The following is a 19,776-nucleotide window of genomic DNA, read 5'->3' on the forward strand; positions in this document are numbered from 1 at the left end:
CGAAACGTGACCGCGCTGCGCAGACCCTCCGGCACAAGCCGCTATCTCGCGCTGGTATTCCCCTGGTTGCCGAGCGAGCGGCTGCGGGCCGACCGGCCACATGTGTTCGTGGGACGCGACGATGCGCCGATCGCTTTCACGGAAACGGTGCGGGGCATAGCGCGGCTCGCTGCCGTCGATCCGGCGGCGGCACGCCACGGGTTGCGGCCGGGGCTGAGTCTGGCCGAGGCTAAGGCGCAGGTTCCGGAATTGACGGTGTTCCCGCACGACGCCCATGCCGATCTGGACTGGCTGGAGCGGCTAGCGGACGGCTGCGAACGATACACAGATGCCGTGACGCTGGACCCGCCCGATGCGCTGACACTGGACGTGACGCAGTGCCTTTACGCGTCCGATTCGGAACGCCGGCTGGCGACGGACGTGGAGGAGCGTCTGGCGCGCCGGGGCATCACCCTGCGCCATGCGTTCGGCGACACGCCGCATGCCGCCCGTGCGCTCGCCCGCTTTTCCGGCGCCCCTGCGCCCGACGAGGCGAGGGCGCTGCGCCGCCTGCCGGTCGCCGCGCTGGAGCTGGATGCGGAGGATGAGGCCGCGCTGACACAAGCCGGGCTGAAGACGATCGGTGACGTCATGGCGCAGCCGGCGTCCGGTGTCGCCGCGCGCTTCGGCAAGGAGGCCGCAACCGCTCTCCGCCAGTTGACGCAGGAGGGGAAAGCACCCGCTGCCCCACGCGCCAGGGTGGAGCCGATCCGGGCGGAGCGTCGCCTTGCCGTGCCTGTCAAACAGGCGGATGGTCTGTTGATCCTGGGCGAGCTTGCCGGTGAAGCGATTGAAGCGCTGGAAGGCCGACGATCGGGTGGCCGATTGTGGAAGGCCGACTTGTTCCGCAGCGACGGGCAGGTGCAACGGCTGCGGGTCGGGGCAGAACACCAGATCCGCGATTCCGCCATGTTGGTCCGGCTGCTGCGTGAGCGGATGGACGGGCTGTCCGATCCGATCGGATCCGGCGTCGGCTATGACCTGATCCGGCTGGATGTCGTGCTGGCGGAGCCGCTCGACGCCAGCCAATTGCGGCTGGAGGGCGGCGGCGATCAGCGAATGCCCGTCGAGCCTCTGCCGGGTCAGCCATTGGCGGGCGATAACAACGTGCGTACGAGACGCCGGAGGCAGCGTTCGCCGGAACAGGTGGAACTCAGCCTCCCGGTCGCGGGCGACACGCAGGCTCCGGCGAACTGGACTGAGTCGCAGGTCGGGGAGGCGCCGCTTCGTCCGATCCATCTGTTCGATCCGCCCCAGCCGATCGAGTCGCTTGCCACTGGATCGGCTGACGGCCCGCCGGCACGGTTCCGCTGGCAGCGAAAGTTGCACGATGTCGCGCGGGTAGAGGGGCCCGAGCGGATCGTGGGGACCGCGCGGCATCGTCAACCCGCCGTGGCGACCCGCGAGTATTTCCGGTTGGAGGACCGGCGCGGCCGCCGCTTCTGGATCTTCCGGCAGGGCGGCCAAGGGGATGAAGTGCCGCCGCGCTGGTATGTGCATGGGCTGTTCGCGTGATGTCGCCGGTTTGAGGGCGTGTGCCGGCGTTCGTGGTCCGCGCGGCGCGGCGCCTGTGGATATGCACGGCAAGGTTGCCGGGCGGGCGTGAGACGTGCCTGCGGGGTTCATTGGCGGGTCGTCGCTGGCGGCGGTGAAGCGTCTCCGGATCGCGGTCGTGGTGAGTCTGGGCAGGTGGCGTGCGCTGTGATCGGAAGTGCTGGCAGGGGCGGGGCGCCTCTTGTGAGCCATGGCTGATCGTTCGCGGATGGTCGTGTGGTGGCGACAGATCGGATGCTCGGCATCGGTATGGGCTTGTGGCTCCCTGCGGCTGGCCGAGGCTGCTGCTGTCGGCCCGTATAGGGGGATATCGGAACGAATGCAGCGATTCTGCTGAACGCTCCCGATCATCGGGAAGCAAGGTCGAGAACCATCCGATCTCAGCGGGATAGGCGCCCTTGACTGCGCCGCGCATACTGGAACAAATAGCGAACAATCTTGGTTGCGAGTCGCTGTGTCTGATCCGATCCCCACGATTGCCGAGCTTCGGGACAGCTTGCGAGCCATCACCGGCGACGTGCGCGAGCGGCCGATTCTGGCATTCGGATGTGCCGATCTCGACGGTCGACTCGCCGATGGCGGATTGCGGCTCGATGCGCTGCATGAGGTGTCGTCGCGCGGGGCGAACTGGGGTGACGATGCCGCCGCCGTGCTGTTCGTGGCCGGCATCGCCGCACGAACGCGGGGCGATGTGCTATGGGTGGTGCGATCCCGCGACCTGTTCGCACCGGGGCTGTACCAGGCGGGTCTTGCCGCCTGCCGCGTGGTCTATGCGGAGGCGCGTGACGATGCGGAGTTGCTGGCGCTGCTGGAGGAGGGGCTGAGGCATCGCGGCCTGGGTGCCGTGGTGGGTGAGGCCAGGCGCATGCAGATGGCGCAGGCCCGCCGGCTCCAGCTTGCGGCGGAGGGTGGCGGCACGGTTGCCCTGCTGCTGCGGCGGCCGATGCGCGACGGGACCGACCCGCTGCACGCGCCCTCCGCCGCGGTGACGCGCTGGCGCGTGGCACATGCGCCGTCGGCACCGGTGCCCTGGGGCGGGCTGGGCCGGGCGTGCTGGCACCTGGACTGCGTGCGCCAGCGCGGCGGCGATCCATTTGAACTGGTGGTGGAGGGCTCCGATGAAGCGGGTCGCCTCGCTCTACCTGCCCAGCTGGTCGATCGACCGGTTGCGCAGGATCGAGCGCCGACGCGCGCCTTCGGCTGAAGCCGATGGCCGCGCAGCATTTCACGCGATCGGCGCGGACGCGGCGGCGGAGCGGTCGCAGCAGTGTTCCGTGCCCAAGCAGGGCGGTTGGCGGCCTGGTGCACGCTGGGCGCGCAGCGATCCCGATGCGGGGGGCAGCGGGCTGGCTGACACGCGCGAACAGGTGGAGGCCGCGATCGCATCGCTGCCGGGGCATCGTCGCCCGCCGCAGCGTGAACTGGGCCGGACCAGCGAGGCCGCGGGCGCGCCGTTCGCGGGAGACGCGTTCAGCAAGGGGCTGACCCGGCCGGCCGAGGAGCGAGTCGCCGCGCCCGCGCCCCTGCGCGAGATGGCGCGGCGGACCGAAGCGGCCGAGCCGTTGTTCCGTCCCGGCACCCGCGGCTGGATGGGCGAGGATCTGCAGGCGGCCATCGACGGCCTGCCCGAACACCGCCGACCGTCGTTGCAGGAATTGTCGCGCAAGACGGAGGTGCTGGACAACCCGTTCCGGCCCATGCCCCCCGACGAGTTCGGCGCCGGGCGCCGCATGGCCATGCCCCCGGTGCGCTTTGCGGGTGAGGACGCGCCGGCCAAGGCCGGCCGGGGCGCGGCACTGGGGGATGGGAACAAGCGGAGCCGCCATCACGATCAGGCGCCGCCCCTGCGCCGACTAGCCTCCATGCCCCCGGTGAACGGTCCGGGCGAGGACGTCGTGGTGCGCAGGGCGATCAAGGCGCACCGGCGCAGCGCGCGTGATGGGCATGGCGGGGAGGCCGGCTATGTCTCTCCGCCCAATGTGGCGCAAAGCCTGAAGCAACTGGCCGCCATGCCCGCCGTGCAATTCCCCGGCGAGGGCCCGCATCCCGATAATCACGGGCGCAGCGAGCCGACCGCGCCGACCTATGGTCAGGGACGGATTTTCCAGACCGGGCGCACGCTGGCCGACGTCGTGGCACGCGTGTGCGGCGACGACGAGGCCGCCGCCGGGGAGCGGGCGGGCCATGACGAGCCGCCGCTGGTCACGGTGCGCAAGGTGGGATCGCGGGTGGAGGTCGCCGTTGCGAACAGCGCCGCGCGCGCGCTCGGCATCGGTGCCGGCACCGCGCTGACCATGGCAAAGGCGCAGGTGCCGGGGCTGGAGGTGCGGGATGCGAACCCGACGGGCGACGCCGCCGACCTGTCCGCGCTTGCCGAATTGCTGGCACGGCGCTGGGCGCCCACCGTGGCGATCTCCGACGCGGACGGGCTGTTCGTCGATCTGACCGGCGTCGCGCATCTTCACGGCGGAGAAGCGCGCTTCTGCTGCAGGCTGCTGCGCCTGTTGGCGCGACATGGCGTCGCCGGGCGCGTGGCGGTGGCGGATACGGCGGGTGCGGCCTGGGCATTGGCGCGCTTCGGACGCGACGACCCGGTGCAGATCCTGCCGCCGGGCGGGCAAAGCGAGGCATTGGCGGCACTGCCCGTGGCGGCGTTGCGGCTGGAGTCGCCTGCGCTGGAACTGCTTGCGCGGCTGGGCATCGATCGCATCGGCCAGCTGACCGATCTGCCACGCGCGCCGCTGGTGCGGCGGTTCGGACGTCTGGTCGTGGACCGCATCGATCAGGCGATCGGGCGTGCGCCGGAACCGTTCGAGCCGGTGGTGCCACCGACGTGCCTGATCGTCGAACAGCGTTTCGCGGAGCCGATCGCGACGCCTGAGGCGATCGAACACTGGCTGCGGGCGCTGATGGAGCGGTTGGTGATCGAACTGGCCGAGGCGGGGCAGGGCGCACGAAGCGTGGACATGATCGCCGCCCGTGTGGACGGCGTGCCGCAGCGCCTGCGACTCGGCTTCGCGCGGCCGACGCGCGATGCGGCGCACATGCTTCGCCTGACGCTGCGGCGTATCGAGGAGATCGAGCCCGGCTATGGCATCGACGCGATCGCGCTGATCGTCCGGCGCGCCGATCCGCTGGGGGCGGAGGCGCTTTCGCCGGCATTGGCGGAGGAGTGCGCGGCCGATCTCGCGCCGTTGATCGACGCGTTGGCGAATCGCATCGGCGCGGACCGGCTGTGGCGCGCGACCCCGGTCGACAGCGATGTGCCCGAACGCTGCTGGACCAGAACCGCGCCGCTTGATCCGCCGCAGGACCGGGCACCCACGCTGCGCCAGGACGATGTGCGGCGCCTGGATGCCCGAACGCCCGATCATCCCTGGCACCCGCGCTGGCCGCGTCCCGTGTGGTTGCTGCGCCGACCGGAACGGATCGACCATGTGCTGGCCGAAATGCCCGACCAGCCGCCCAGGCGCTTCAGCTGGCGGGGCGTGGCACACCGCGTTGTGCGGGCCGAGGGACCGGAGCGGGTGGCGGGCGAATGGTGGCGGCGTGCGCCCGAGCGGCAGGCGGTGCGCGATTATTTCCGGGTCGAGGACGAATCGGGCCAGCGTTTCTGGTTGTTCCGCCGTGGCGACGGGATGCGTGAGCAGACGGGCGATCTGAGCTGGTTCGTCCACGGGCTGGGCAACTGAGCCGATGACCTATGCGGAGCTTCAGGTTTCCACCCATTTCTGCTTCCTGCGCGGCGTGTCGTCCTGCGAGGAGCTGTTCGCGACGGCATCGACCATGGGCATGCCGGCGCTGGGCGTCACCGACCGCAACTCGGTCGCCGGCATCGTTCGCGCGATGGTGGCGGCGCAAGAAGCCTCCGAACAGGGCCATCCCGTCCGCCTGGTCACCGGCTGCCGGCTCGACCTGGTCACCGGCGCGTCGCTGCTGGTCTGGCCGGAGGATCTGGCCGCGTGGAGCTGTCTTACGCGGCTGTTGACCATCGGCAAGGCGCGGGCACGTCCGCAGCATGGCGAAAAAGGGCGGTGCTTCCTGCACTGGGAGGATGTGGCCGACCATGCCGGCGGACTCGTCGCCGCGCTGGTGCCGGGCGTGGACGGCGCGGAGGCGGGCGAGTTGCGCTGGATGGCCGACCTGTTCGGGCAGGGGTCCGGCGATGCGCGGGGGTATATCTGCCTGACGCAAAGGCGCCGGCCCGACGACGCGCGCCTGTTGCATGAGGCGGTGGTGGCCGCCGATCGTTACGGCCTGACCCCGCTTGTGACCGGCGACGTGCTGTACCACCATCCCGATCGCCGCCTGTTGCAGGATGTCGTCACCGCGATCCGGGAAAAGAGTACGGTGGACGACCTGGGCCTGCGGCGAGAGCGTTCGGCCGACCGGTGCCTGCACACGCCGGCCGAGATGGCGCGCCGCTTTGCCCGCTTTCCGCAAGCGCTGGCGGCGGTGGAGGGGGTGGTGGAACGCTGCACATTCTCGCCGCGCGATCTTCGCGACCAGTATCTGTATCCCGAGGAAGCGGTGATGGCGGGCCACACGCCGCAACAGGCGCTGGAAAAGCTGGCCGTCCGCGCACTCGAACAGCGTTTCGACGGCGAGCCGCCGCGCGCGTATTGCGACCTGCTGGCCAAGGAACTGGGGCTGGTCGCCAAGCTGAACTACGCGGCGTATTTTCTGACCGTCCATTCGATCGTCGAGTTCGCGCGCAGCCAGGAGATATTGTGCCAGGGGCGGGGTTCCGCCGCGAACTCCGTCATCTGTTTCGTGCTGGGCATCACCTCCATCGACCCGGTGGTTCACCAGCTGCTGTTCGAGCGCTTTCTGTCGGAGAACCGCGCCGAGCCGCCCGATATCGACATCGATTTCGAGCATGAGCGCCGCGAGGAGGTGATCCAGTGGATCTACGAAACCTATGGCCATGAACATGCCGCGCTGACCGCGGTCGTCAGCCGCTTTCGCGCGCGCGGCGCGGTGCGGGAGGTGGGAAAGGCGCTGGGCCTGCCGGAGGACATGACTGCGGCGCTGGCCGGACAGGTGTGGGGCTGGTCGGAGGAAGGTGTCGCGGACCGGCACGTCGACGCGCTGAACCTGGATCGCGGCGATCCGCGGCTGGCGCTGACGCTGGAACTGGCGCGCGAGCTGATCGGCACGCCGCGCCACCTGTCGCAACATCCCGGCGGATTCGTGCTGACCCGCGACTCGCTGGACCGGCTGGTGCCGATCGAACCCGCGGCGATGGAGAAGCGGCGGGTCGTGGAATGGGAAAAGGAGGACATCGAGGAGGTCGGCATGATGAAGGTCGACATCCTCGGCCTGGGCATGCTGGGCTGCATGCGGCGGGCGTTCGACCTGCTCGCCCGGCACAAGGACATCCACCTGACGCTCGACCACAAGGCATTGCAGGTCGACGACCCGGCAACCTTTGCCATGATCCGGAAGGCCGACACGCTGGGCGTGTTCCAGATCGAAAGCCGGGCACAGATGGCGATGCTGCCCCGGATGTTGCCGACCACCTTTTACGACATCGCCATCCAGGTCGCGATCGTGCGTCCCGGCCCGATCCAGGGCGACATGGTCCACCCGTATCTGAAGCGGCGCGAACAGAAACGCCGCAACCCGGACATCGCGTTCGATTACCCCAGCCCGGCGCTGAAGGCGGTGCTGGAAAAGACCTATGGCGTGCCCCTGTTCCAGGAACAGGCGATGAAGGTGGCAATCGAGGGGGCCGGCTTTACCCCCGCGCGCGCCGACGAACTGCGCAAGGCGATGGCGACGTTCAAATACACCCAGGGCGTCGGCCAGTTCAAAGAAGAGCTGATCGCGGGCATGGCGAAAAAGGGCATCGGCCCCGAATTCGCCGAACGGCTGGTCAAGCAGATCGAGGGGTTCGGCTCCTACGGCTTTCCGGAAAGTCATGCGGCGAGTTTCGCGAAGATCGCCTATGCGTCGAGCTGGATGAAGTGCCACCATCCCGACGTGTTCTGCTGCGCGCTGCTGAACGCGCAGCCCATGGGGTTCTACGCCCCGGCGCAGATCGTACGCGACGCGAACGATCACGGGGTGAAGATCAGGCCGGTGTGCGTCGTCGACAGCGGTTGGGACACGCAACTGGTGGATGGTGACTACGATCGGAGCGAGGGTGAGGAGGGCGATCGGGACGCAGGCGCGCGTGCCCGCCTGCCGCTCCGGCTGGGCCTGCGTATCGTGCACGGGGTCGCGGCACTGGATGCGGCGCGTATCATCGCCGCCCGCGACGCCGCACCGTTCCGGTCGGTCGAGGATCTGTGGCGCAGGTCGGGCGTGCCGCTTTCCACGCTGGAGAAACTGGCCAAGGCCGATGCGTTCCACGCGCTGGGGCTGAACCGGCGACAGGCGCTGTGGGCGATCCGCGGGCTGGGTGAAAAGCCGCTGCCGCTGCTCGAAATGGCGGAACGGCACGAGGCGCCGGTCAGCCTCGTTCCCCTGACCGCGGGGCGCGAGGTGGTGGAGGATTATCGCGCTACGCAGCTGACGCTTCGCAAGCATCCGCTGTTTTTCCTGCGCGGCATGCTGACGCGACAGCGGGTGATCCCTTGCGCCGATCTGCGCACCACGCGCGACGGCCGCCGGGTCGAGGTCGCCGGCATCATCCTGGTCCGGCAGAAACCCGGATCGGCGAAGGGTGTGCTGTTCATCACCGTGGAGGACGAAACCGGGGTGGCCAACATCATCCTGTGGCCCGACCGTTTCGAGGCGCAGCGCACGGTCGTGATGTCGTCGGCGATGATCAGCGTGACCGGCATCGTCCAGCGCGAGGGGGAGGTGATCCACGTCATCGCGGACCGGATACACGACCGCACGACGATGCTGCGCGAGGTCGGCGACATCGACATGCCGCGCCTGACCAGTCCCGGCGACGGTGCGACGCATGCCGGCTCTCTCGATCGTGGCGATCCCGGCTGGAAGGCGCGCATTCGCAGCGACTACCACCCGCCGTTCCGCAACGGTTGCGATCCGGAGGACGTGATCCCGATCCGCAGCCACGACTTTCATTGACGCGGCCGCGCGACGGGCTTGTGTGCAGGCGACCGGATGCGGATGATCGCGGGCCGCCGCACCTTGCTTCGTGCTACGCCACCAGCATCGGGGCACGATTTTGACAGGCTTCGTCAGGGGCGGAAGAGCATGGGAGAGAACCGATGACGGGTGAACGGCCACGGCCTGGATGGCGGCACAGTATCCGCGCTTTGCTTTGCGCGCTGGCGACGGCCGCCGTCGCACCGCTCGCGCAGGCGCAGATGCGCGAAGTGCCGCCCGGCGCGCCGGAGACGCCCTATGTCGATCCCGACACGGCCTATCTGTTCGCGCACATGACCAAGGAACGCTACGGCATCCTGTATTATTCGGTCAGCCGGGACGGGCTGCACTGGCAGCAGCTGAACGGCGGCAGGCCGGTGTCGGAGGATTATCATGGCCATGCATCGATCGCGCGCGGCGGTGACGGACGCTATTACCTAGTCGGCAACCGCAGCGACGACGATCCGCTGATCCGTTTCTGGGTATCGGACGACCTGGTGCGCTGGTCACCGTTCGGCACGTACAAGCCCGACCTGCGCAACATCCCCGACCTGCCGAACGCGATGCAGCGGATCGGTGCGCCCAAGCTGTTCTTCGACGCGGCGTCCCGCCGTTTCCTGCTCACCTGGCATACCGCGACCGTGCCCGGCGTTCCCGAGGACCCCGAACGCTATTGGGCCAGCCAGCGCACCCTGTACGTGCTGTCGCCCGATCTGAAGCGTTTCGCCGCCAAGCCGCGCCGCCTGTTCGACTGGGACATGGCGACGATCGACACCTTTGTCGTGCCCAACGACAGCGCGCCGGGATATTGCGCGATCATCAAGGACGAGCGGTATCCGTCGTACAATTGGACGACCGGCAAAACCGTACGGATGAGCTGCGGGCCGACGCTGACGGGCCCCTTTCCATTGCCCGGACCGTCGCTCAGCCCCAATTTCCGGGAGGCACCGACCCTGATCCGGGCGCCCGGCAATCGCGACTGGCTGCTTTATTACGAGCAATATGCCGGCACCAGCTATGGTCTGTCCAAGGCGCCGCGCCTGGCGGGGCCATGGTATCAGGTGTCGGGCAATACGGGCGTCGCAGAATGGGATCGCTACACGATGCCGGCGGGCCTGCGTCACGGATCGATGATCGCCATCGACCGGCGGCAGTATGACGCGCTGCTCGCGGCATTCCCACCCGCTGCCAATGGCCCGGCGGGGCAGTAGGCGGGTAGTGGGTGCCACGAACGGGGTGCGAGCTGCCTGGGCGTGGCTTGTGCTGCTCATGACAGGAGCCGGTGCGTTGCTGCCTCGGTGACGGGGAGGAAAGGACGCGCCGGGGTCGAACATGCGGCAGGTCGCACCGGCCTGTCCGTTGAAGCCGACGCATGTCGACCCCTGGCGAGACGGCAGTTTGTCGCCTTTCACAAATGCTTAAGCCTGTGTCGCCACTGAGTCGTTAAGCACTGGGTGGCATCCTGCCGCCTTTATGCTGGCACGATTGCACATGATCCTGACCTGCATGCGTGACATGCACGACGCGCGGCTGGTGATGGCCGCGGGTCTGGTCTGTGCGATCGGCGTCTATGCCTCGTTCGCCATATCCACCCATGCGGTGCGGTCCGCGGGACGGGCCCGGCTGGTCTGGAACGTGGTCAGCATCGTCACCAGCGGGTGCACGGCATGGGCGACGCACTTCATCGTGCTGCTCGCCTTTCGTCCCGGCATGCCGGCCGCGTTCGACCCCCTGCTGACCGTCGCATCGCTGCTGTGCGTGATCGGCGGCATCGCGATCGGCATGGTGCTGGCGATCGGCGGACGCGGGCTGGTGCGCCGCTTCCTCGCCGGACTGATCGTCGGCGGCGGAGTCGCCGGGCTGCATTATGTCGGACAGGCGGCCTATTTGGTCGAGGGGACGGTGCAGTGGGACCTGTGGCTGGTCGTTCCGTCGATCCTGGTCAGCCTGCCGATCTCCGGCCTGGCGCTGGTCGCGGCGGCGCATCCCGTGCGGCCTTTGCGGCGTCTGGCGGCGCCGCTGCTGCTGGTGTCGATCGCCGTGCTGCATGTCTGTGGTATGGCGGCGATGGAGCTGCACCGCGACCATGGCCGCATGCTGCCCGCCGATGCGGTATCGCCCGAAACCATCACCCCCATCGTGGCCGGCGTCAGCCTGGCGCTGCTGGCGCTGGCGGTGATCGGCTGGTGGTTCGACCTGAGCGCCCGCGCCCGCAGCCGCCTTGATCGCAGGCGGTTCCGGGCGCTGGCCGATGTCGCGCTGGAAGGACTGCTGATCTGTCGCGACGATGTGATCGCGACCGCAAATGCCAGCGTCGAGCGGTTGTCCGGCCATGCGCCGGGCACGCTGAGCGGCGCGTTCGTCAGCTCCCTGCTGCCGGGCCTGGATCTGTCGAGCCTGCCGGAGCGCGAGGAGCGGGAGGCCGAACTGATCGGGGCGGAGGGTCAGCCGATCCCCGTCCGCATCCTGCGGTCGGAGGTGCCGATGGGATCCTGGTCCCAGACGGTGATCGCGGTGCGCGACCAGCGCGAACGGCTGCGCACCGAGGAAACGATGCGCACCCTGGCGTTCAGCGACCCATTGACCGGCTTGCCCAACCGCACCCGCTTCTTCGACCTGCTTGCCGTGCATGCCGCGTCGCGGCGGGAGCGGGATCAGGGTTTCGCGGTGTTCATGATCGACCTGGACCGGTTCAAGCCGGTCAACGACACGCTGGGTCATGCGGCCGGCGACCTGTTGCTGCGCATGGTCGCGGATCGCCTGCGCGCGCTGGCCCGCAACGACGACCTGATCGCCCGCCTGGGCGGCGACGAGTTCGCGATGCTGCAACTCGCGGCCGCGACGCCGGCGGCTGCGGCGGCATTGGCGGCGCGGCTGGTGGAGGGGATCGGCAACCGCCCCTTCATGCTGGACGGCCAGGCCGTCTATGTCGGTGCCAGCATCGGTTATGCCTGCTCGCCCGAGGACGGCAACGATCCCGGCGAACTGCTGCGCGCCGCCGACGTGGCGCTGTATTCCGCCAAGGCGGAGGGCAAGGGAGCGGCCCGCCGGTACGCGGTGGCGCTGGACGAAAAGGCGCGCGAGCGGCGGGTGATCGAGGCTGGGCTGCGCCGCGCGCTGGCGGAAGGGGAGCTGGAGCTGCATTACCAGCCGCTGGTGGATGCGCGCACCGGCAAGATCACCTCTGCCGAGGCGCTCTTGCGCTGGCGACATCCGGAACGCGGCCTGATCCCGCCGGGCGACTTCATCGCGCTGGCGGAGGAGACGGGGCTGATCCAGCCGCTTGGCGCGTGGGTCTTGCGTACCGCATGCGCCGACGCCGCGCGCTGGCCCGACACGATCAACGTCGCGGTCAACCTGTCGCCGGCGCAGTTCCGGGAACAGACGCTGGCCCAGACCGTGGCGGAGGCGCTGTCCGCCGCCGGCCTGCCGCCCGAACGGCTGGAGCTGGAGATCACGGAAGGGGTGCTGCTGATGGACGAGCAGCAGACCATGGCGACGCTGACCCGGTTGCGCGCGTCCGGCGTCCGCATCTCCATGGACGATTTCGGCACCGGCTATTCCTCGCTCAGCTATCTGCGCCGCTTTCCCTTCGACAAGATCAAGATCGACCAGTCCTTCGTGCGGCAGGTGCCCGCCGATCCGGACAGCGTGGCGATCGTCCGGGCGATCATCACCATGGGCGCCTGCCTGGGCCTGACCACCACGGTGGAGGGCGTCGAAACCACCGAGCAGTATGATTTCTGCGTCGCGGAAGGGTGCGACACGATCCAGGGCTTCCATGTCAGCCGCCCGATCCCGCTGGGTGCATTCCGCGCGCTCCTCTGCGAGCCGGTCTGCCAGCCGGCGGCCTGATAGCCACAAAGCGCTTGGCGCTTGGCCGTGGCGTCTCCACATAGCGGGCAAGCAGCAGGAGTTCTCACTTGGCCACCCTAGGCATGTCCCCCGCCGACAAGACCGCCGTGGAGGCGTTCCGCCGCGACGTCGTCGAACCGTCGATGACGAAGCTGGTGATCATCGATTTCTGGGCGGAATGGTGCGGGCCGTGCAAGGCACTGGGCCCCGTGCTGGAAAAGGTCGCCGCCGCCTATGCCGACAAGGGCGTGGTGCTGGCCAAGATCGACACCGACAAGAACCAGTTCATCGCGTCCCAATTCCAGATCCGGTCCATCCCGACCGTATATGCGATGTTCGGCGGCCAGCTGGTCGCCGACCTGACCAGCGCACGTACCGAATCGCAGCTGCGCACGACGCTGGACCAGCTGTTGAAGCAGCTGCCGATCCAGTCGGAGGCGGCGGATGCGGCGGCGGAGTTGGAGCCGCTGATCGCGATGGGCGAGCAGGTGCTGGACGAGGGCGATGCCGAACGCGCCCTGTCGATCTTTGTGCAACTGGCGGAGATGGCGCCCGATCATCCCGCCGTCCTGTCGGGGCAGGCCCGCGCGCTGGTCGCGGCAGGAATGCACGACGAGGCGGAACAGGCGCTCGCAGCGTTGCCGGCGGAACTGGACAAGGACCCAGGCGTGCAGCGCGCCCGATCCGCCCTGGCGCTGGCGCGATCGGCGCAGCCGGTCGACGACCTGTCGGGCCTTGCCGCACGCGTCGCCGCGCAGCCGGACGATCATCAGGCCCGTTTCGAGCTCGCCAACGGACAGATGGCGGCGGGCGACCGCGATGGGGCGGCGGACAACCTGCTGGCGATCGTGGCGGCCGAGCGTGACTGGAACGAGGGCGCGGCGCGGCAGCAGTTGCTGAAGCTGTTCGAGGTGGTTGGCGTCATGGACCCGTGGGTCGCTGCGCAGCGCCGGCGGCTGTCGGCCGTGCTGTTCGGATGACGAGCACCCGCCTGTCGGTGTTTCCCCTGCCCGGGGCGCTGCTGTTCCCCGGCCTGTTCCTGCCGCTGCATATCTTCGAGCCGCGTTACCGCGCTCTGGTGTCGGACGCGATGGCGCGTGACCGGCGCATCGGCATGATCCAGCCGCGCACCGGCGGCGGCGAGGCGGATCGGCCCGCCCTGTACGATGTCGGCTGTGTCGGGCGGATCGCGGAGGTCGAGGCGCTGGACGACGGCCGATATAATCTGGTGCTGGAGGGCGCGTCCCTGTTCCGCGTTCTTCGCGAACTGGATGTGGCGACGCAGTTCCGCCAGGTCGAGGCGGAGCTGGTACCTGCGACGGAGGACGAGACGCTGCCGCTGGCGCACCGATCGGCGCTGGAACTCGAATCCCGCCGCTTTGCCGACGCGCATGGCTTTCAGGTCGATTGGGATGCGGTCGGCCGGCTCGACGATGAGAGCCTGGTCAACGGTATCGCGCAGATCGCGCCGTTCGACGTCGCGGCCAAGCAGGCGCTGTTGGAGGCGGCCGACCTTCAGACCCGCGCCGACCTGGCGATGCAGTTGATGCAGTTCTTCGGCCGCCATGACGGCGAGGAGCGGGTGACGCTGCAATGAGCCTGGACCCGTGGCTGCTGGAGCGGCTAGTCTGTCCTGTCACCCGTCAACGGCTGCGCTATGACGAAGTGGCCGGAGAACTGGTGTCGGATGCGGCGGGACTGGCTTACCCGATCCGGGACGGCGTGCCGGTCATGCTGGTGGAAGAGGCGAGACCCTTATCAGGGGGCGTCGCAGAACAGCGTTCCTTGGGATAGAAGCCACGCCTGAAGGCTCCAAGGACTGGAATACATGTTAATTGGATGAGGTACACCCAGCGCAGGCTGTGAACCCTGATGGCGGCAAAACCCGTCGGCAAGGATGCAATCAAGGCGAGCCATATGGCTGTACCTATCCAGCTCCACGCGGGCTGTCTTGCAGCCAGACAGAAGACTGCGCCTAAGCTCCATTGGCGGTGTGTCGCATCGACGACACAGCCGCCCAACTGCGCAAGCGGCAGAGTGAAAAACCAACGGGCGCTGCGGATCATGCGATTCGCTAGACTCTCACGCCCTCCAACAGCTTCGGCAATTTTCCGCTCTCCCCGCGTGCTTCCGCCATGAAGCGGTCCTTCAGCGGGGGGATGGCGTTGACCGCGCCGATGCCCAGGCGGCGCACGGCACTGGCGGTGCGGCCGGGGATGCCGAACAGCCGGGTCAGGCTGTCGGTTGCGAAGGCGACGGCGAAGGTGTCGACGCCGCGCCAACGGGCATAGCGGTCGAGCAGCGCGGGTGCGCCCAGGTCCATGCCCAGCCGCTTGCCCTCGACCAGCACCTCGATCAGCACGGCGACGTCGCGGAACCCCAGGTTCAGGCCCTGTCCCGCGATCGGATGAATGCCGTGCCCCGCATCACCGACCAGCGCCAGCCGGTCCGCCGTCAAGCGGCCGGCATGGTGGAATCCCAGCGGATAGGCGCCGCGCGGACTGGGATCGGACAGCCGGCCCAGAAATCCGCCCATCCGCTTTTCCGCCTCGTGCAGGAACGCGCGGTCGCCCAGCTTCGCCATGCCGGCGGCATCGCGGCTCGCCACCGTCCACACGATCGCGGAGCGATGGCCGATCGCATCGTCGGGCAGCGGCAACAGCGCGAACGGCCCGGCGGGATAGAAGATCTCGAACGCGGTGTTGTCGTGCGGGCGCTCGTGGTGGAACGCACCGATCGTCGCGGTATGGTCGTAGCGCCATTGCGCGACGGTGATGCCTGCGGCCGCGCGGGTCGGGGAGTTGCGCCCCTCCGCCGCGATCAGCAGCGGCGCGCGCACGGTATCGCCGGACGACAGCGTGACCGACACGCCGGCCGTGCCGCGCTCCACGGAGACGGCGCGGGTCTGCATGCGCAGGTCGACACCGTCCGCCCCGGTCGCCGCGTCGAACAGCGCGCGACGCAGCGCCTTGTTCTCGTACATCGTGCCGAGTGCGCCGTCGTCCGCCGCCGGCTCGAAATCCAGCCGCCCCGGCTTAAGACCGTCCGACACGCGGATGCGCGCGATCGGGCATCCCTGTCCGGCCAGGCGCGATCCGACGCCGATCGCATCCAGCATCCGGCCGCTGGCGCTTGCCACCGCCGAGGCCCGACCGTCGAAGCCGGGCGCCAGCGTGATCGCCGGATCGGCAGGGTCGACCACCGTCGCCGACAGCCCGTGCGCCGACAATCCGACGGCCAGGGTCGCACCGACCAGCCCGCCGCCGAGAATGATGACATCCATGTCCATGCGCCCTGCTCTACCCGCGCGGAACCCCGCTGCCAACGCCGCCACCTTGACGCCGGGGCCCGTGCGCGCGATCATTTCCGCCAATTCCAAGCACATTTTAAAGGTATCAGGATCATGGCGAGCCGCGCGCAGCCCGCGCTCTGGCGCGAGACGGTGAAGGCGGGGGCGGTACGCAGCGGCGCGCTGGGCCTGTCGGTCGCGATCATCCTGGCGACCCTGCTCGTCACGCTGTCGCTCGCCAGCTACCGCGCCAGCGATCCGGCGCTGAACACCGCGGCCGGAGAGGGCGTCGCCAATCTGGCCGGCGCGCCGGGCGCGTGGCTGGCGGACCTGTTGCTGATGCTGTTCGGCCCGGCGGTCGCGCTGCTGCTGCCGATCGGTCCTATCGTCGCCTTGAGGTTGTGGCGCGACCAGCCAGTCGGGCGATGGGGCGCGATGTTGCGCGGCGCGACTTTGGGCGTGGCGCTGATGGCGACGGCGCTCAGCTTCGTGTCCGCCGCCTCGGTGATGGCGCTGCCGGCCGGTTGGGGCGGGGTGATCGGGTTGACCGTGGTCGATGCCGCGCACGGCCTCTTGGCGCTTGCCGACCAGCCGCTGCTCGACCTGTGGGGCGCGCGGGTGCTGGGGCTGTTGGCTGGCGTGGCGGGCGTGATCGTCTGGGCACGCAGCCTGGAGCTGGAGGTGCGCGCGCCCAACCTGCGCCGCCGCCGTTCGGGTGAAGAGACGCCCGCCCCGATCGACGACTTGGACGAGCCGCTGACACTGATGCGCCAGCCGGTCGATTCGCAGCCGCGCCCTGTCGCCGCGCCCGATCCCCGCCCCGCGCCGGTGATCGCCGATCGACAGCTCGCCCCGTCCGCCGCCCGGCCCAAGCCGCAGGGCAAGCTGGACCTGCGCGACAACTACACGCTGCCGACGCTGGACCTGCTGACCGAGGCGCCGCCCGCGCCCAAGGCGGCGATCGACAAGGCCGCACTGGAACGCAACGCCCGCCTGCTCGAAAGCGTGCTGGACGATTTCAAGGTGCAGGGTTCGATCACGGAGGTCCGCCCCGGCCCCGTGGTCACCATGTACGAACTGGAACCCGCGCCCGGCATCAAGGCGAGCCGCGTGGTCGCGCTGGCCGACGACATCGCGCGCAACATGTCGGCGGTGTCGGCACGCGTCGCGGTGATTCCCGGTCGCAACGTGATCGGCATCGAGCTGCCCAATGCGAAGCGCGAATCGGTGTCGCTGCACGAACTGGTCGGCAGCCAGACGTTCGAGGACCAGAGCGCCAACCTGCCGATCATCCTGGGCAAGAACATCGCCGGCGACCCCGTCATCACCGATCTGGCGCCCATGCCGCACCTGCTGGTCGCCGGCACCACCGGGTCGGGCAAGTCGGTCGGCCTGAACTGCATGATCATGTCGCTGCTCTACCGGCTGACCCCGGACCAGTGCCGGATGATCATGATCGACCCGAAGATGCTGGAACTCAGCGTCTATGACGATATTCCCCACCTGTTGTCGCCGGTGGTGACCGATCCCGCCAAGGCGGTGCGTGCGCTGAAATGGGCGGTCGAGCAGATGGAGGACCGTTACCGGCAGATGTCGTCGGTGGGCGTACGCAGCCTGGCCGGCTTCAACGAAAAGGTGCGCGGCGCCAAGGCGAAGGGCCAGCCGCTCGGCCGGCGGGTCCAGACCGGCTACCATCCGGAAACCGGCAGCCCGGTCTATGAGACCGAACAGCTCGAATATGACGTGCTGCCGCAGATCGTGGTGATCGTCGACGAGCTAGCCGACCTGATGATGACGGCGGGCAAGGAAGTGGAGTTCCTGATCCAGCGGCTGGCGCAAAAGGCGCGCGCGGCGGGCATCCACCTCATCATGGCGACGCAGCGGCCATCGGTCGACGTCATCACCGGCGTCATCAAGGCGAACCTGCCGACGCGCATCTCCTTCCACGTCACGTCCAAGATCGACAGCCGCACGATCCTGGGCGAGCAGGGCGCCGAACAGCTGCTGGGTCGCGGCGACATGCTGTACATGCCCGGCGGCAAGGGTATCGTCCGCGTCCACGGTCCGTTCGTATCGGATGACGAGGTGCGCGCGGTCGCCGAACACTGGCGCGGTCAGGGCGCGCCCGACTACATCTCGTCGGTCACCGAGGAGCCGGCGGAAAGCTTCGCGATGGAGGGCGCGCCGACTGGTGAGGATTCGGCCGAAGACCAGCAATATCGCGCCGCGATCCAGCTGGTGTGCGAATCGCAAAAGGCATCGACCAGCTGGCTGCAACGTCAGTTACGGATCGGCTACAATTCCGCCGCGCGCCTGATCGAGCGGATGGAAAAGGACGGCATCGTCGGCCGCCCTGACCATGTCGGCCGGCGCGAGGTGCTGCGCGATGCGGAAGGGCACGCGATCTAGCGCGAACCCCGCGGTGTGGGCGGCGGGCTCGGCCGCCGCTTGAGTCTAGTCCGGCCTTTCGGTTGCTCCCCGCGCCCGGCGTGCTAAGGCGCGCGCCGTTCGGCGGATCGGCCGCCGACCACAGCAGACGCGGCCTCTTTCGGGTTTCCGGCCGCCACTGCCCGATACGAGCCCGCATGAGGAATTTGGTCATGGCGTGGCTCATCCTGGCCGTCGCGGTGGTGACGGAGATCGTCTGGGCGCTCAGCCTGAAATGGGCGGCGATGCAGGGCAGCTGGGCGGCGTCGGCGGTGCCGGTTGTGCTCAGCTTCGTGAACATGGGTCTGTTGGCGCTGGCGATGCGCGGCCTGCCGGCGGGAACGGCCTATGCGGTGTGGACGGGGCTGGGCGCGGTCGGCGTGACCGTGTTCGGCATGATCCTGTTCGGCGAAAAGCTGAACACGGTGCAGATCGGCTTCATCGGCCTGATCGTCATTGGCGTCGTGGGGACCAAGTTCTTCGCGCAGGCATGACGCCAAGTCGGGGCGATTCGCAGCGCGGGCTCTTACACCTCAGGCGGATCATCCATAACGGCTTCGGCCCCGCCGATGAGCGGGCTAGGGCGGGGACCCGAGGGAGGAACAGCCGGCGTCGGGCCGTCGTCGCCCTGCTCACCCCGTCGCCGACGCATCATGTCCTGGATATGACGGATCATCTCGCGCTCGAACGCCATTTGCGCAGGAGTTGGGCGGGGCCGGCCGATAAGATCCTTCGTTGGCATGCCGTGCATTCCCTAGTTCCGGACAGTTCGAGGATAGCACAGCCGCGCCTTTCGCAATAGGCGAGGGCCGACTGCGGCGGCTTTACGGGGAACCGGCATGCCGCAGCCCGGTTCACGCCGGGTTCAATGCCTCACCCGGATGTGGATCATCATGTTTCGTCATTGTCTTGCACCGCTGGCGGCGATCGCCGCGACCGCCATGCCCGCCGCTGTCATAGCGCAGGGCCAATCCGCCGATCTGCAACTCGTCCAGACTCACTTGCGCGGGCTGTCGACCATGACCGCCGATTTTTCGCAGACCGACCGCGCCGGGAAAGTGCTGACCGGCACGCTGACCCTGAAGCAGCCGGGCAAGCTGCGCTTCCAATACGAGAAGGGCGTGCCGCTGCTGATCGTCGCGGAGGGCGGGGCGCTGACCTTTATCGATTATTCAGTGCGGCAGGTGCAGCGCTGGCCGATCAAGGAGTCGCCGCTGGGCGTCCTGCTCGACCCGACGCGTGATCTGACGCGCTTCGCCAGCGTCGTGCCCGGGGCGGACGACCGGCTGTTGTCGGTCGAGGCGCGCGATCCCAAGCATCCCGAATATGGCCGCATCACGCTGGTCTTCGCGCGCAACGCCGCCGGGCCGGCTGGGCTGACGTTGCAGGGATGGGTGGCATTGGACAGCCAGAACAATCGCACCACGGTTCGTTTGTCGAATCAGCGGTTCGGCACGCTGGTTAGCGACGGAACGTTCCGCTGGAACGACCCACGGAGGTCAGGCGGCCGGCGCTAGTCACTTTCGAGCGGCGCGGTTCATCCGGGC

The 19,776-nt window shown here is 68.8% G+C and carries 13 protein-coding genes; 12 read left to right on the top strand and 1 reads right to left on the bottom strand.

Translation table 11 applies throughout. The annotated features are described in order from the left end of the window. The first annotated feature begins 6 nt into the window (after window positions 1–6). The 9 genes from BMX37_RS14960 to BMX37_RS15000 all read left to right on the top strand — a co-directional run bounded on the left by BMX37_RS14960 (window position 7) and on the right by BMX37_RS15000 (window position 14,307). Window positions 7–1,554, top strand: coding sequence for a Y-family DNA polymerase (locus BMX37_RS14960; RefSeq protein ID WP_244501619.1), 1,548 nt, complete (start codon window positions 7–9; stop codon window positions 1,552–1,554). Between the two features lie 493 nt (window positions 1,555–2,047). Next, window positions 2,048–2,797: an ImuA family protein gene (locus BMX37_RS14965; RefSeq protein WP_244501620.1), complete on the top strand. Its 750-nt coding sequence runs from the start codon at window positions 2,048–2,050 to the stop codon at window positions 2,795–2,797. Then, window positions 2,712–5,285 (top strand): Y-family DNA polymerase, encoded by a 2,574-nt coding sequence (locus BMX37_RS14970; RefSeq protein ID WP_244501621.1) that lies wholly within the window; start codon window positions 2,712–2,714, stop codon window positions 5,283–5,285. Before BMX37_RS14965 ends, BMX37_RS14970 begins: the two co-directional genes overlap by 86 nt. A gap of 4 nt (window positions 5,286–5,289) precedes the next feature. Next, window positions 5,290–8,637 carry an error-prone DNA polymerase gene (locus BMX37_RS14975; protein ID WP_093666560.1) on the top strand — a complete coding sequence of 1,116 codons (3,348 nt, stop codon included), beginning with the start codon at window positions 5,290–5,292 and terminating at the stop codon, window positions 8,635–8,637. A gap of 143 nt (window positions 8,638–8,780) precedes the next feature. Further along, the gene (locus BMX37_RS14980; protein ID WP_093666561.1) at window positions 8,781–9,869 is read left to right on the top strand and encodes a glycoside hydrolase family protein; all 1,089 of its coding nucleotides are present in this window, start codon (window positions 8,781–8,783) and stop codon (window positions 9,867–9,869) included. 280 nt (window positions 9,870–10,149) lie between these two features. Further along, window positions 10,150–12,513, top strand: coding sequence for a bifunctional diguanylate cyclase/phosphodiesterase (locus BMX37_RS14985; protein ID WP_244501622.1), 2,364 nt, complete (start codon window positions 10,150–10,152; stop codon window positions 12,511–12,513). An 83-nt stretch (window positions 12,514–12,596) separates the two neighbouring features. Continuing rightward, window positions 12,597–13,493: a tetratricopeptide repeat protein gene (locus tag BMX37_RS14990; RefSeq protein ID WP_093666562.1), complete on the top strand. Its 897-nt coding sequence runs from the start codon at window positions 12,597–12,599 to the stop codon at window positions 13,491–13,493. After that, a complete protein-coding gene (locus tag BMX37_RS14995) occupies window positions 13,490–14,110 on the top strand; it encodes an LON peptidase substrate-binding domain-containing protein (protein ID WP_093666563.1) in 621 nt (206 codons plus the stop codon). The genes BMX37_RS14990 and BMX37_RS14995 overlap by 4 nt, the downstream gene beginning before the upstream one ends. Beyond that, window positions 14,107–14,307 carry a Trm112 family protein gene (locus tag BMX37_RS15000; protein WP_093666564.1) on the top strand — a complete coding sequence of 67 codons (201 nt, stop codon included), beginning with the start codon at window positions 14,107–14,109 and terminating at the stop codon, window positions 14,305–14,307. The genes BMX37_RS14995 and BMX37_RS15000 overlap by 4 nt, the downstream gene beginning before the upstream one ends. A gap of 280 nt (window positions 14,308–14,587) precedes the next feature. Here BMX37_RS15000 and BMX37_RS15005 read toward each other — a convergent pair whose 3' ends face one another. Continuing rightward, on the bottom strand, window positions 14,588–15,802 hold the full coding sequence (locus BMX37_RS15005; RefSeq protein WP_093666626.1) for a UbiH/UbiF/VisC/COQ6 family ubiquinone biosynthesis hydroxylase: 1,215 nt from the start codon (window positions 15,800–15,802) through the stop codon (window positions 14,588–14,590). A gap of 114 nt (window positions 15,803–15,916) precedes the next feature. Between BMX37_RS15005 and BMX37_RS15010 the strand changes: the two genes are divergently transcribed. From BMX37_RS15010 to BMX37_RS15020, 3 genes are all read left to right on the top strand, one after another. After that, a complete protein-coding gene (locus BMX37_RS15010) occupies window positions 15,917–18,211 on the top strand; it encodes a DNA translocase FtsK (protein ID WP_093666565.1) in 2,295 nt (764 codons plus the stop codon). 191 nt (window positions 18,212–18,402) lie between these two features. After that, entirely contained in the window at window positions 18,403–18,723 is a 321-nt protein-coding gene (locus tag BMX37_RS15015; RefSeq protein ID WP_093666566.1) for a DMT family transporter, read from the top strand. Between the two features lie 399 nt (window positions 18,724–19,122). Beyond that, window positions 19,123–19,746, top strand: coding sequence for a LolA family protein (locus BMX37_RS15020; protein ID WP_093666627.1), 624 nt, complete (start codon window positions 19,123–19,125; stop codon window positions 19,744–19,746). The last annotated feature ends 30 nt before the right edge of the window (window positions 19,747–19,776 follow it).

The sequence above is a fragment of the Sphingomonas gellani genome (genome assembly GCF_900110035.1).
Lineage (GTDB): Bacteria > Pseudomonadota > Alphaproteobacteria > Sphingomonadales > Sphingomonadaceae > Sphingomonas > Sphingomonas gellani.